The sequence below is a fragment of the Aquimarina sp. BL5 genome (genome assembly GCF_003443675.1).
Taxonomy (GTDB): domain Bacteria; phylum Bacteroidota; class Bacteroidia; order Flavobacteriales; family Flavobacteriaceae; genus Aquimarina.
The window spans coordinates 4,625,522-4,640,583 of record NZ_CP031963.1 but is presented as its reverse complement, the minus strand read 5'-3'; the positions used below and the strand labels follow the sequence as shown (position 1 = coordinate 4,640,583).

The 15,062-nt window shown below is 33.4% G+C and carries 14 protein-coding genes; 3 read left to right on the top strand and 11 right to left on the bottom strand.

From position 1 onward, the window contains the following. Positions 1–79: 79 nt before the first annotated feature. Entirely contained in the window at positions 80–592 is a 513-nt protein-coding gene (locus D1818_RS19270) for a hypothetical protein (protein WP_118460862.1), read from the bottom strand. Positions 593–1,384: 792 nt separating this feature from the next. Between D1818_RS19270 and D1818_RS19265 the strand changes: the two genes are divergently transcribed. After that, on the top strand, positions 1,385–4,615 hold the full coding sequence (locus tag D1818_RS19265; RefSeq protein ID WP_118460860.1) for a chondroitinase-B domain-containing protein: 3,231 nt from the start codon (positions 1,385–1,387) through the stop codon (positions 4,613–4,615). Positions 4,616–4,812: 197 nt separating this feature from the next. Further along, entirely contained in the window at positions 4,813–5,883 is a 1,071-nt protein-coding gene (locus D1818_RS19260) for a methyltransferase domain-containing protein (RefSeq protein WP_118460858.1), read from the top strand. Between the two features lie 86 nt (positions 5,884–5,969). Here the strand turns inward: D1818_RS19260 and D1818_RS19255 are convergent, their stop codons facing one another. The 6 genes from D1818_RS19255 to D1818_RS19230 form a co-directional block, all read right to left on the bottom strand. After that, positions 5,970–6,326 carry a hypothetical protein gene (locus tag D1818_RS19255; RefSeq protein WP_118460856.1) on the bottom strand — a complete coding sequence of 119 codons (357 nt, stop codon included), beginning with the start codon at positions 6,324–6,326 and terminating at the stop codon, positions 5,970–5,972. Continuing rightward, positions 6,313–7,224, bottom strand: coding sequence for an alpha/beta hydrolase (locus D1818_RS19250; RefSeq protein ID WP_158596921.1), 912 nt, complete (start codon positions 7,222–7,224; stop codon positions 6,313–6,315). Before D1818_RS19250 ends, D1818_RS19255 begins: the two co-directional genes overlap by 14 nt. A 97-nt stretch (positions 7,225–7,321) precedes the next feature. After that, positions 7,322–8,374, bottom strand: a complete 1,053-nt coding sequence (locus D1818_RS19245; RefSeq protein WP_118460851.1) for a bifunctional transcriptional activator/DNA repair enzyme AdaA — start codon at positions 8,372–8,374, stop codon at positions 7,322–7,324. Between the two features lies 1 nt (position 8,375). Then, entirely contained in the window at positions 8,376–9,131 is a 756-nt protein-coding gene (locus D1818_RS19240) for an isocitrate lyase/phosphoenolpyruvate mutase family protein (RefSeq protein WP_118460849.1), read from the bottom strand. 380 nt (positions 9,132–9,511) lie between these two features. Next, positions 9,512–10,108 carry a hypothetical protein gene (locus tag D1818_RS19235; RefSeq protein ID WP_120752416.1) on the bottom strand — a complete coding sequence of 199 codons (597 nt, stop codon included), beginning with the start codon at positions 10,106–10,108 and terminating at the stop codon, positions 9,512–9,514. A gap of 127 nt (positions 10,109–10,235) precedes the next feature. After that, entirely contained in the window at positions 10,236–10,634 is a 399-nt protein-coding gene (locus tag D1818_RS19230; RefSeq protein WP_118460845.1) for a hypothetical protein, read from the bottom strand. 291 nt (positions 10,635–10,925) lie between these two features. Here D1818_RS19230 and D1818_RS19225 point away from each other — a divergent pair, with 291 nt between their 5' ends. Beyond that, positions 10,926–11,534, top strand: coding sequence for a nuclear transport factor 2 family protein (locus D1818_RS19225; protein WP_118460843.1), 609 nt, complete (start codon positions 10,926–10,928; stop codon positions 11,532–11,534). A gap of 145 nt (positions 11,535–11,679) precedes the next feature. Here the strand turns inward: D1818_RS19225 and D1818_RS19220 are convergent, their stop codons facing one another. The 4 genes from D1818_RS19220 to D1818_RS19205 all read right to left on the bottom strand — a co-directional run bounded on the left by D1818_RS19220 (position 11,680) and on the right by D1818_RS19205 (position 14,963). Next, positions 11,680–12,159: a hypothetical protein gene (locus tag D1818_RS19220; protein ID WP_118460841.1), complete on the bottom strand. Its 480-nt coding sequence runs from the start codon at positions 12,157–12,159 to the stop codon at positions 11,680–11,682. A 330-nt stretch (positions 12,160–12,489) separates the two neighbouring features. Then, positions 12,490–13,479, bottom strand: a complete 990-nt coding sequence (locus tag D1818_RS19215; protein WP_118459826.1) for an IS110 family transposase — start codon at positions 13,477–13,479, stop codon at positions 12,490–12,492. Between the two features lie 285 nt (positions 13,480–13,764). Beyond that, the gene (locus D1818_RS19210) at positions 13,765–14,274 is read right to left on the bottom strand and encodes a hypothetical protein (RefSeq protein WP_118460839.1); all 510 of its coding nucleotides are present in this window, start codon (positions 14,272–14,274) and stop codon (positions 13,765–13,767) included. A 185-nt stretch (positions 14,275–14,459) separates the two neighbouring features. Continuing rightward, entirely contained in the window at positions 14,460–14,963 is a 504-nt protein-coding gene (locus tag D1818_RS19205; RefSeq protein ID WP_118460837.1) for a hypothetical protein, read from the bottom strand. Between the last annotated feature and the right edge of the window lie 99 nt (positions 14,964–15,062).

Genomic DNA, 15,062 nt, shown 5'->3' with positions numbered 1-15,062 from the left:
AAATAGATATTATCTATAATTACGGTAAATCCCTATATAAAAATCATATAAAGGAAATAGCCATTTTTTATTAAATTATTTAGAAACCTATTCCAAAATGCAATGCGGCAGTAAATGATATTTCCTGATCATTCCCTACTCTTACAGGTAATACTAGTTCTGCAAAAACATTGGTTTTTCCTATAAGGAATCCTCTATTTAATAATGGAGTGATACCATACCTCCCGCTCCTGGTTTCATAAGCAATCCTATTTCCAAACGTAAGTTTATTACCGATACCCCAGAGTAAACCCGGATGTATTAGCAACTCACTTACAGAACTAACATTATCTCCGTTAGCATTCTTATTAGAACTTATAAATGGTACGAGTTCTACATCAAAAGCAAATTTTTCACTTTTCCGGATTGTTACCCCTATTGGAAATCCGATGGTGTATGGATCAAATCCATCAGAGACCTCTCCATCCTGAATAGTTATTATAGGTTGTACAAAGCCAAAGTGTCCTCCGATAGTATTTTGTCCTTTTACACTATAAATACTTAAAGACGCGAATAGAATACTTGCAATAAAAATGGTTTTTTTTAGAGTCATGATATTTGTGTTATGAATTAATAAAAAATAAACGTGGTTAACGGTACTGTATAGAATTGATTAAGTGTTTGTATATCACGTTGATTTTTTTCACGCTTCGTATTTTCAATATCAGACGAATAAAAGATTGACTGCAATTTGAAAAAAAGAATAAAAAAGGAACGGTATATATTCTATGCCATGACATTGGTCCAATAGATGACTAAAACTATACTGAGTTCAGGTTAAACTAAATATAATTCTAAATCACTTTTTTAGAGGATTCCATAAAAAGATAAAAAAATGGCGCACTTAACTATCTAAAATAATTTCAATGGAGATTAAAATAGCAATACGTATTATGTACTAAGAAGACGGAGGAGTTAATTAGATTTTTCATATAAATTGGTTATTTAAATTGGTGAATGAAATATAATGTTATAAAAAAAATCAATTTGTTAGATAGCTAACTTATTATCTATATAATCTTACTAGTGAAGTGTAGATTATAAAGATCCATATAGTGTTACACAAATCCTCAAACTCTTTAAAAATATATACCCACAAACATATAGTTAATATTTTCATAATTAATTAACAAAATCAATGTAATGATAACATTTATAAACATAAAATATTTGTATATCATCAAAAAACATTAAATTGGTCAACCAATTTAATTTATCATTACTAGAAACTAACATATTTACGTATCTAATAAAAAATCATACTAGTTTTTAGAACCTAAACATCAGAATCAAACCAACACTAGGGCTAACTCATTTTGTAACTAAACTATTTAACACATTTTATATGAAAAATCTTCACACATTTTGGTCTGTAAAAAAACAAAAAGAACACGATCCCGATGATTTGCCACTCAAAAATCTTCTAAAAAAAAGAGGTCTAAAAGCACTATTCTTCTTTATTTTTCTCTTTTCTAGTCAGGTTTTTGCTACTGACTACACAATTAATTCAATAAATGAATTTAACAACTTAAACCTATCTCCGGGGGATGTTGTCATTTGGGAAAATGGAACGTATAATAGTGATGAAAGACTTACATTCAGAGCTAATGGAACTGCATCCAACCCTATTACTTTAAAAGCTGAAACACCTGGTGGAGTTATTTTTAATAATGGACTACAAATGAATATTGCCGGAAACTATCTTATAGTCGAAGGTTTTCACTGGAAAGGCGGCTATGGAGCTAGTAATTTTATCCAATTCAGAAATGGAACTACGTATGCCCAAAATTCTACAATTCGAAATTGTGTAATTGATGGTTTAGGTGTTGAACCTGGTGATGCTGCAGAAGCTGAACAAGATGGAGCTATCGTTAAGCATAGATGGATCGTATTATATGGGAATAATAACAGTGTTTTAAATTGTTCTTTTCTAAATAAATCTACAGCAGGAGCCCTAGTATTAGTAGAATTAGAATACAATGCAGAAGTTAATCGCTGCGACATTGTCGGCCATACCATAAGCAATAATTATTTTTATAAATATGAAAAAATGGATCCTTCATTATCAAACTCTGGCGATAGTGAAACGATTCGTGTAGGAACTAGTGAATTCCAAAATGTAGATTGCAGAACAACAGTAAGCAACAACTATTTTGTCGAGGCAGACGGTGAAAATGAGATTATAACAAACAAAAGTGATAACAACACCTATCAAAATAACACTTTTAGAAGATGTAGAGGATCACTAACCTTGCGTCACGGTTCTGGTGCTACTGTACAGGGCAATTACTTCTTAGGAGAAAATGTTGATGGAACCGGAGGAATCCGAATAGTAGATAGTGACCATACGATAACTAACAATTACATTCAGGATTGTATTACCGTTATTGATCAAGCAAAATGGAATAACGGAATTACATTTATGGGAGGTTCTACCAATTCACAGGATGATTGTAACGCTACAAATGTATCTAATGGTTATCAAAAATCTGAAGATATTACTGTTGCTAACAACACTATTGTAAATACCAATGCCCCTTTATTTTTTAATGGAGATAAAGGTACTAACAGAAACACCGGTGACGTTAATAACAATGTTATTTTCTTCTCGAGTAATTCATCTAATATTACAGATGTTATTACAGAAGATGATAATGGTGATTTTTCATCTATTGGCTCCACCTTATCCTATTCAGGAAATGTATATAATAACACAAACTTAGGAGCATCAGTAAATGGGTTCTCTTCTACAAGTTTATCAGCGAGTAACAATGGTGAAATTTTTAGTATTTCTGGAACCAATGCGGGATCAAACATATCTCAACCTCCTTTCACCGATAGCGATGTAGCGGTAAGCGTTGGCGCTTGTTTTGTTAATTCTACCGGAAATTCTTTGAATTCTTGTAGTAATACTCCTCCAACAGATGTACTAACACTATCTGCAATCAATGATTTTGCAGCTACTGCCGGAAGTCAGACACTTACTATAGCATCCAATGTAAATTGGACAATATCCGATAATAGTTCTTGGATTACTGTAAGTCCTACATCTGGAGTAAATAATGGAAATGCTACTATATCAGTTACTACCAATTCAGAAAGTAGTACCAGAACGGGCACTGTAACGGTTAGCGGTGGAAATTTAACCAGAACAATTACCATAACTCAGTTAGGTGTTGCAGGAACAGTATCTGTAACCGGGGTAGCTATTTCTCCGAGTAGTTCTATTATAGAAATCGGAAACACACAACAATTGACAGCCACGATATCGCCTAACAATGCAACCAATCAAAACACCACATACAATAGTAATAACCCTTCTGTTGCGACTATCAATTCTAACGGAGTTATCAACGCCATCAGTACGGGTGAAGCCATTATTACAGTAACCGCAGAAGATGGAGGATTCACTGATACCGCCACTATAACTGTAATCACTCCTACTACTGGTGATAATCTTGCTTTAAACAAACCGGTAACCGCTACAGGAACACCAGATGGCAACAATATTGCAGACAATTTAGTCGATGGATCCACTAATTCTCGCTGGTCGGTAAATGGTTTTCCTCAGTCATTTACTGTAGATCTTGGAGAAAGTTTTAGTATTAATAAAACCGAATTTGTTTTTCACCAAGACAGAGCATACCAATATATTATTGAAACTGCTACTAGCGCTAACGGAACCTATACAGAAATAGTTGATAGAAGCAATAGCTCAACTCCAGGAACAGTTTCGGCTCCTGTAACTGATTCTTTTTCTTCGGTAAATGCTCGTTATGTTAGAGTAACAGTATCAGGTGCATTTGGCTATTCTGGACCTTGGATTAGCATCCTCGAATTTAGAGTCTTTGGTAACGCTATTGATATTCCTAATTGTACCGCAGGAAGTAATCTATCATTAAATGCGAATATTTCTTCTTATAGTAATCAACAAACAGCAAATCCGGCGAGCAATATTATCGACGACAATACCGATAACAGATGGTCCGCAGAAGGGTTCCCTCAAAACGCTGTAATAGACCTGGGAGAAGAATATGCTATCAGCGAGATCGAAGTATACCCATATAACAATAGAGCCTATCAGTTTGTTGTAGAAGGCTCCAGTACTTCTGCCACTTCGGGATTCTCTATACTAACCGATGCCTCTAATAATACATCTGGCGGTTCCGTAATTACCAGAAGTTTTTCTACACAAACCGTTAGGTATGTAAAACTAACCGTTACAGGTGCATCTGGATATTCCGGAAATTGGTCGTCAATAAATGAATTTAGGGTAATTTGTGCTGGCAGTAGCCAGAGTTTATCTAATAGAATTGGATATCAAGAGGATCCTAATATCTCAATATATCCGAACCCTTTTACCACTAGTCTTACAGTTCAATTATCAAAAAACAATACAGAAATCACCAGCGTACAACTTATAGATATGTATGGTAGAGAAGTTTCTAATCAACTCATAGATAACTCCTCTAACAGTATACATTTTTCTACGAGCTTGCCTAAAGGTGTTTATTTTCTTAGGTTATTGAACTCAAACAATAGACTAATTAAAACAGAAAAAGTGATTAGTAATTAGGATAAATTATCCGAAAAGACAGGAATATAACAGTTTATATTCCTGTCTTTCTATTGATACCATAAGAAAATGTAAGTAAGCTTTGGAAAAGAATAAAGGCTATCAATTAAATTCAACATAGGTATTACTTTTTTTCACACTAACAGTTTGTTGATTAGCCTAGATATCACCTACTTTTGATAGTAAAGGTATATGATATGATTGAAGTACGACATTTGAAATTAGTAGATATGGTTGCCAAGGTTGGTTCTCTGAGTAAAGCAGCAGATGAGTTGTGTTTAACGCAATCTGCATTGAGCCACCAGCTAAAAGAACTAGAGTCTAATCTCGGTGTTCAGATTTTTCATCGTATTAATAATAAATTACATTTTACACCAGCTGGAAAAGAATTTAGAGATGCCGGAAGAGAAATTTTAGAGCAATTTGATCATCTTGAAAATCGTATTTCACAAATCAATCAACAACAATTAAAAACATATGTTCACGGATATTCTGATGAAGAATCGATACGATTGAATAATCAAGCAAGGACAATTTCTGATTTATTACATTGGGATACAATCTGGGAAGATGGATCCTTGATTCTGGAAGCGGGATGCGGAGTAGGCGCACAAACCAAGATCATTAGTTCCAAAAACGCTACTTGTAATTTTGTTTCTATTGATTTATCCGAAAAATCATTAAAACAAGCGCAAGAAACAATTACCTCTTTGGGAATTGAAAATGTTGTATTTCAACAAGAAAATATTTTTGATTTACCATTTGACGACGAATCATTTGATCACGTCTTTGTGTGCTTTGTTTTAGAACATATAGCAGAACCTCATCTGGCACTACAAGAGTTAAAACGAGTCCTTAAAAAACAGGGGACTATTACCATAATTGAAGGTGATCACGGTTCTACTTTCTTTTATCCTGATAGTAATGCAGCAAAAAAAGCCATTCAGGCGCAGGTCGATTTACAAAAACAAAATGAAGGAAACGCCAATATAGGACGGCAGCTTTTTCCGTTACTATCTGATTCTGAATTTATTGATATACATGTTAATCCCAGACAAGTTTATGTAGACGCATCAAAGCCCGAGATGGTAGAAGGTTTTATCAAAAACACCTTTACCGCAATGATCCAAGGAATAAAAGAAGAAGCACTACTTAAAAAAATAATATCTAAGTCAGAAATAGAAGACGGTATCCGTGATCTTTATAAAACAGCACAAGCAGGAACTTTTTGCTATACTTTCTTTAAAGCTACAGCCCGAATACCATAATTTAGTTTAAACATAGCGTCGTACCAAGCTAGTTTAAAAACTTTAATAAACGAATGCCAGTTATAGTACTAAACCCTTGTCCACTTTTACTTTTTAGAAAGCTCAAGAATATGGTCTAGATTAGATTGTAGTTCATTTAATTGCCATTGTCTTGCCTTTACCTCTTTAGCATACACTATAGCTTGGCGACTTGACTCGGCTGCTTTTTTAAATTCTTTTCTGGCGGTATGTACTTTTGATAAACCATCATGAGCACGAAATGAATTCGGTCGTTTTACTAAGCACTTCTTATAAGTCTTTTCTGCTTCCTCATACTTTTTAGCATCGAGATGATAACGTCCTAAAACATTATAAAACTCATCCACAGAATTAGGAAAATGAGTTGCTATTTCAGATTCCAGCAAGGCAATATCTTCTGTTAAGTTTTTGCTATAATAGTCCAAAATTATACGCAGGTAACGAAAACTGAGTAGCAAACTTAGTATTTAGTTTCTTGTAATGATCTATCAAATCTTTTGAAGATGCAAAAGTGTAGAACTTCTCTCGACTCACTTCCCAATCTTCAAATAATTCTAATAAAGCTTCTTTAATCGCGATCATATGCACAGATCCATGATTCTCACCCTTATAATGTGTAAAACTCCACTTAGGATCATATGGAAAATACGTGTCTAACACACCAACAAATCCTCTAACGCCCATACCTTGTGTATTAGCCAATGATATAAACAAATTAGCACTTAGCTCTTTTTGATCTTTAAAAATCGTGTCCGCTTTTTTGGTAAGCGCATAGTCTTTCCACCATAGCGAAGGATCAATTGCAATAAAACTATCAAATGCAGTTGGTTTTTCTAGATAATGATTCGTTACAAATAAACCGCCCATAGAATGACCTATTAAAATATCATAAGCCGATGTTCTGTATTTTTTATTAACCAATGGTTTTAATTCTTCTTCTAAAAAAGACATAAATATATTTGCACTTCCTCCTTCTGATCCTTCTGCATTAGGCCGACAATATTCCCTATACTTAGTACTGCCTTTATCTGAAATCCCTACGACAATAATTTCTGGAATTTTACCTGCTACGGAAGACAAAAATTCAATGAGTCCAGTATCGTGATAAAAATTATAATCTCCGTCCATAAGATACAATACCGGAAAGTTACCTTCATCACTATAAAAATAACTAGGTGGCAAATACACCTGAAAACTTCGCTCTTCTTTTAAAATCTTCGAAGAAAAGGAATGACGCTCTAGAGATATCAATGCATTATTTCCAACTTGACTAAATGCACTATTGACAACAATCGATAACAGGAAAAATATATAATATTTCATAATGATACTTTTGCGATTCATCTAAAATGTCTTTGCTCACAAAATAAGAAAGATACCGATGATACACTTAAAAATAAAGAAGGTTTTAACTAAACAATTACATATTCTCACGTTCGTGTGTTAACAACCATTGCTTTCGTTCGATACCACCGCCATATCCGGTCATACTTCCATCTTTTCCTATGACTCTGTGACAGGGAATTATAATCGAAATTCTATTATAGCCATTTGCAGAAGCTACTGCCCTGATTGCTTTTGGATTCTTTATTTTTTCTGCCTGCTGTTGATAGGTAGTTACCTGCCCATATTGGATTTGTTGTAAACTACGCCAAACGGTATTCTGAAAATCTGTTCCCGGTGTTTCTAAAGCAACCTCAAAAACCTTTCTTTTCCCTTCAAAATATTCGGTGATCTCCTTTTTAGTTTGCTTGATGTGTTCATTTTCTCCTGCTATGATCTGTGCTTGTAATCGTGTTTGTAAATCTTTAAATTCTGTTTCTAGCATGCGCCTATCCACAAATTCTAACAGACAAATCCCTTTTTCGGTGGCACATACAAACATTGGACCTAAAGGCGTTGTCAATCGACTAATTAAAATCACATTCCCTCCCGTACTTTTCTGAGGAGATGCTCCTATAACTTTCTTAAAAGTATACCCAAAACCACTTAAGGATTCATACCCCGAATCAAAGGCAGTATGTGTAGCATTTTTTCCTTTTTTTAATTCCTGAAAAGCATTATTAATTCGGTACATCCGCTGATACGCCTGAAACGTCATTCCGTAGTTTTTCTTAAACCATCTTCTAACTACTTCTGGACTAATTGCTAGTTTTCGTAATTGATCATCTGTGATTTTCTCCTTTGGATTTTGCTTGACCAGCGTAATTGCTTTTTCTACGGATTCTGGTGCTTCATTAGCATTTTCGGTGGGCTTACAAATCTTACATGGTCGGTATCCATTATCCAGCGCTTCTTTAAACGTAGTGTAGAACTCTACGTTCTTTAATTTTGGTTTTCTGGCTCTGCATGTAGCGATACAAAAAACAGAAGTTGTTTTTACACCCACAAAAAAGATCCCTACAAAGTTTTCTTTGCGTTCCAGCAATGCCTTGTAATATCTTTCTATTGTTTTGTTTTCTGTAATCAACATCTTAAAAAATAGATTGAAATGATTGTTGGTCTACGATCTTTTTGGTAATGCTTTCTAACTGACTATACATCTTATCAAACAGAAAATTGCCCATACTAATTCGTTGTACTCCAAGCTTTGATAAGGTATTAAAATCCAGAAGATCGGGCATACACATCACATTGATCGGTAACTGCGTACAAGTTACAATTTCTCTGATATCCGATTCGTTTTCTATGCCTGGAGTGAAAATTCCATCAGCACCTGCTTGTTCATATAAGTGGATTCTTTTTTTGGTGGCTGCTATTGGGTTTGGATCTCCCAATAAAAAAACATCCGTTCGTACATTTATAAAAACATCGATGCTTCCTTTTGATAGTAAGTTGTTTACTGCCGTGAGTGTATTGGTAAACTCTGCTGCATCTAGTAGTATTCTTTTATTATCAACAATACTATCTTCTATATTGATGCCTACCACGCCTATATCTACAAGTGCTTTGATATGTTTTGTAATAATTTTTGGATCACGACTATAACCAGATTCCAGATCCACAGATAATGGTAGCTGAGTATTTGCAGCAATTCGTTTTACAAAATACAGAAGTTCAGAGAAATCCATTTCTTCTCCATCTTGGTACCCCAAAAGACTTGCGATAGCTGCGCTGGAAGTTCCTATTGCTCGAAATCCTAGTTTCTCGGCTGCTTTGGCACTAGGCACATCCCAAACATTTCCTAATAGCAAAGGTGTTTTCTGATGATGTAAGTCTTTAAAATTCATGGTTCTTTGTTTTTATACAAAGAACCGATCATCCTATTCGATCAGCAACCGAAAATTAGACATGTATTTTTTTATCCCTCTTTATCAATCTCGTTAAGTAAAGACTAATAAGCACCTATCTTCCAACTACGCTTCGACAAGCTCAGGACAGGCTTGTCGAAGGGCTCAATGTGACATTTTTATTCAATTTTATAAACTTAACGACATTGCTTGCTTAATGTATACCTTGATTAGATACGTTCGGATATATTTAGATGTAGTTCTGGTTTTTAATATTTACAATGAGCGTAAAAAAAAAGCCTTGAATTCATATAAATTCGAGGCTTTTTATATTTGCAAAAAATCACTTTCGCGTTATTTGATCTTATACTCCTATCAAATTATTGAAAGTTAATTGAAAGGTTGTGAATCAATAAATAATTATCTCCTTGGATTTCATCTACAGTACTGTAATTATGAAAATCTACTGAGTTTTCGAAAGTTGCAGGAAAAAAATCAACATCATCCGCATCTTCATAACCTCCAGAAGCTCCTGATGAACCATTTTCTCTAACCGAAACCAACGCGGATAACCTATAAGCCAATGCTGTTTTATCACCTTGACCATATAAGAATTTGTCGTTATCCTCTAGTAAATACAAGAAACCTTCTTCGAACACATAATCCACAGTAAATACTTCTCCACCTTCAGAAACTTCAACTTCAGTATCACTTAAAAATTTAAAATAATCGTTAGCAGATTCAACTTCGAACTCTTCTTTACTTAGTGAAATATTAGTATCACTATTATAGCTATTCAAAGCTTCATCCGTAATGGCTGTTTCAGCTCCATTTTGAAAGAACGTAAAGTCCTCACTAACATTAGCAAAATTAAGAGTGATAGGATAGGTAGTTCCAGAAGCGTCGGAATCATCAGAGCTACAAGATACAATAGCAGCACTACTGATAAGAATAAAAAGAATTTTAATAGTTTTCATCATCATTTTTTGTTTTATCTAAAAAATTTAAGGCGCGAATATAAAAAAACTGTTTAAAACCTTTGTGTTTATCCTCTGTATTGTTTTCAAAACGAATTTGATCAGGTCCTTTACATACAAATAATCACTACGTTTTATCGCGTAACAACAACCATTCTTGCCAAACCTTTGGACAATCATATTTTGTTTGATACACTTCTTTTTGATGTTGATTCAGGCTCTTCCAAAAAGGAATCCAATGTCCTACGCAGTAGTCTTCTTCATACCCTTGATTCCATCTTGGCGCTCCCTGAAATGAATGCGGAAGTACTACCCAAGGAGGAATAAGCTCTTTATAATTACTCACAAATTGTCTGAAGCGTTCTAATTCTCGCTCAGTTTTAAAAGCAAGCTCCACATATATCAGAGAAGTTCCTATTTCCTGTATCTTAAACTTTCTTTTTGAAAAGGAAAATCCCTTAGAAGAAAAATAAGAAAGGATTCCCTCTTTTGCGATTTCATTGTGTATCGTAGTAATGTCTTCCATTAGTTTTACAGGGAGATAAAAACGGTATATATATTTATAAAACAACCTCATCCATACTTTTTTTTAGCTTACAGGGAACAACCTTAAGAATACAAATTTCCGTTTTAATATCGTAACTTTAAGTGCTATTCTGTATTTCTGCACACAAATTATTACTACAAAATGAAAAAAATTGTTTGTCTATCATTATTACTGTCTTTTCATACTAATTAGTTATCTGCTCAAAAAGAAAAAACACTTACTACCTTAGAAAAAAAGCAAATCGCATTTAATACGAAAGCGTTGACCTCTATGAATAGTTTGTTTCACGAAAAAGCTACAATTTCGCTTTTTCCAAAACAAAAAATAGCAAAAGGTACTCAGGAAATCAGTGGCTATTATCAAAACACCTTTTCTGAAAATAAAACTGATGCCATAGAACTTTTAGACCGTATTATCTTTAGAGGGATCATTATTGATAAGGAACTTGTAAAAACTCCAACCAAAAATCTGGAGCGTATTGTTTTTTATAAATTCAAAAAAGATAAGATCAAATCAATGACCATTCTTTTGGGAGAAGCCATCACCAATCCTGACCCTCGGTTTATAGTTGACAAACAACTGATGGCCTATAATGGAAGAAATATCGATGCTTTTGTAAACACATACTCAGAAGACATAAAGATATACGACTTTCCGGATAGATTTAAAACATCAGGGCATAGTGAACTTAGACGAATCTATGGTATGTTATTTAAAAACACACCCAGTTTACATTGTATAATAAAAAAACGCTTAGTGATGGTTACCATTGTGATTGATCAAGAATTGGTTCAGCTTAATGCAGGAATTACTATACGGGCCGTTGCTGTTTATGAAGTAAAAAATGGACTGATCGATAGAGTAACATTTATTCAGTAAAGGTATTGGCTATATCCGTGGGATTTACAATATCAAATAAGAGATATGTATACAAAAAAGGCAGCAAATTCGATTTGCTGCCTTTTTCTCTTATATCAATTCTGGTAACGCTTGTGTAGGACGTTACAGAGGTACTATGTAGCTATTATTCTTCAGTGCTACTAGTAGTCGTTGTGGTTTTATTAAACAATACTTTCATATCGTTATACACTGTTTTTGCACCTGGTTCATTCTCACCAGCCAGATACCGTACCATACGATAAAAACTTAATGCATTGTTATAATTATCGTGATCAAGCAATGTTTTGGTATCGATCAATTGCTGACTCAGGTTTTCTAGCATCTGCGCTCTGCTCTCCACCTGTATACGTGCCAGATAATCCTTATCAAACTCTTCTTTATCTAAAAACCTAGGCATCCAATCCGGATGTTGCTCCATATAATTTTTGGATTTATCTACCACCAATTTGTTTTGATTGGCAATACGCCCATACTGCCTACGCTGATCTGCAGTTAGGTTTATTGTTTTACCCGTAAGGATTTGTTTGATCCCATCCAGATGCCCGTCTAAGGTGGTTAACTCTTCTTCTGTAAAGCTTATACTAATTAAATTCTCTAATGCCATACTTTTTAATTTTTAATAGTTATTACAATTTTTCCTAATATCTCTCTAAAGACATGACACTCTTAAGAGGATACTATTAGCATGTGTATGAAGTATTAAAATTGTTACTATGGGTTTTTGGATTTTTTTTATGCGATCCTTGGTTTGTATACCAATGCGACGGGAAAATATTTCTGAGAGATCAGGTTTATAATGTTCTCTAATCTTTGATGCTATGAAGTTATAAGCTTTGTAGAGCGGAAGTCTTACTCATACTCGGCACGGAAAGCATTTCCGCACTATCCTATCCGAGTATTCTATGATTAAAACAAGCTTTTTTCAAATTATTTTTTAAGCGAATTTCATTGTATCCACATATGGAGTTTGTCTATCAATTACTGCAAAAATGCGAGCTATTAACTTGTTTCTAATAATGTTAATTGTGCTCATTTTATTTTTACCTATTTCAATTCTTCTTTCATAGTATTTTTTCATCTCTGGATTATGTTGAATTGCTACCATTGAACACATATGAATCAATACTTTTATTTTTTTATTAGCGAGTTGTGAGACTTTATTACGTCCTTTTACACTTGTTCCTGATTGATAAGGGAAAGGAGCTACACCACAATATGATGCAAATTTTCGCCAGTTCTTAAATTTGGTAAAGTTTTCTGTAGCAATAATCATCGTTGTAGCCATTTGCATTCCAACACCTTTAATACTTAAAATTAACTTTAAACTTTGTTTCAATGCCTCTTGACTTTTTATAACTTCCAAAATTTGATATTCAAGAGTCTTGATTTGTTTTGTTATGTAACGAATCATCTTTTCCTGGACTTCAAAAATGATTTTAAAGTCTTTTGTTTTATATATGTTTTTTTGCTCACTTAGAGTACCCTTATAAGCGGCTCGTTGTTTTATTAGCTTAGCTTTAAGACTCATCAATGATTTCAATTGAGTAATGGATTTTGAGTAGCTTTTTGTTGGAGTTATTTCATCTTTTAATCGATAACCGTATAAAGCAATTCTTTTAGAATCAATTACATCGTCTTTGCCTCTTGTGATTCCCATTGAACGCTTTATATCTAAAGCAGGTGCAATGTGATAATGGCATTCTTTATCTGTTAAAAACTCGGTTATTAAATGCGAATACATACCTGTATGTTCATACACAAAAAGCACATCTTCGATTTCATTTTTTGAACTTTTGACCCACAAATAAAAGTTCTGTAAACCCTTCTTGCTATTACTAAATTGAGCATTTTTCTGATCTAAATGATTACATACATCAATGGTATTTTTACTAATATCAATACCAATTACATTTTTAAAATTCATAACTTTAATTTTAAGATAATAATTGAGTTACTTTAACTAAGACCTTTAATAAGGACAAACTAAAATTCTATATGGTTCTAAGTAACTTGAAAAAAGGACGGAGACTAATACGCGGACTGGATCTTATAAATCTAGCGATCGGGAAAGTTCACTCCGTTCTTTTTAAATTTAATCATAAAATTATCTTGATACGAATCTAAAGGCGATCGGGGTTAGCTGATATGCCGCTTTATATCTTAAGCAACCAACCCGTATTAATTATATCTATTGTTGGCAAGCGTTTTTTTAGTTGTCCCAAATCGATAAATAAACAGTTTTTGAATTTGGGTTAATTATCAATAGGGTACCGTTGTGAAATCTTAAATCATTATATCTTTCCGAACAGCATCTTTCTTCATATGAATAGTAGTTATCTTTGTCAGTAAGAATTGATATCATTTTTTCGCTTCCACTGTAAAATGTACTATCATTCACCGTTGTAACAGAAATATTACCCTGAGAAATTCCAAAATTAGTATGTAATCCTATTTCAAAATCAACAATTCCTCTTTTCCATTCTGAGAGTGACCAAGGAGGTGAATTTGAAATCCATCTTTTCATCTGTTTTTCACTAGTTTGAAAAATGAGAGAAGTATGGCCATCTCCGTTAAAAAGATAATTCTCAGATTTACTAGTTAAATCAATAGATTCTAAAATTTCCAGTCCAGTTAGTCTAGTAAAATATTCTTCTCTACTTTCACTTATATTACAACTAACTAAAGCGATTGATATTAAAACTAATAATATTACTTTCATTTGTCTTAATGTTGCACAACGTTTAATATATGTGTCGTAACAGGGCAAAACGTTACCGAGCTTTTCGACTTTTCTGCGCATTGGTTGCTATATTTTCTCTTTCAGCAAGCATTGCGCCATACCAAAAACACACAAACCATTCTATTGATCACCAAAACCTGTTATGATCACATATATGGTGTTATCTACTTTTTTAATACCTCATTAAGTTTAAATGCATCATAAAACCTGTTCCATTCTACCTTTGAAGGATCTCTTTTTGAAATTCGTTCAGAAATGACTTTAACTAATTTTTCATAGTTTGAAACTATAGAATGAAATTCAGGTCGAGGGAAAAATTTTTCGTGTAAATTCACTCTTCCAATTCTTTGAATTCTATTTGTTTCTTCATTAAATAGATCATCTGGTATGGTAAATACATCATATTTAACTCCGTTGTATAATTCGGATGGGTTGTGTTCTTTACTTGTCCAAGCAAGACTATTCATTAGGTCAGAAGTTTTATCAACGAACTTATATCCCAAAATTTTTCCAAATTCGATTTCTTTAAGTGTTGGTGTGTTCGAGTACTGGTCTCCAATAACTACAAATGCATGAAATAATTCTCCATCATCAAAGGTTGAGTGATGAAGTATTATTGCAAAATATACATCGTTATTTTTTAATATTAAGCAATCACCTTTTTCCATTCATTCTTATTCTGAGTAATGTTTTTTCAATTATTTTAAAGTCAGTTTTTGTAATTCAATCTCTTCCGTAAAACTTTTCCATCAAGTAATTAATTTTTT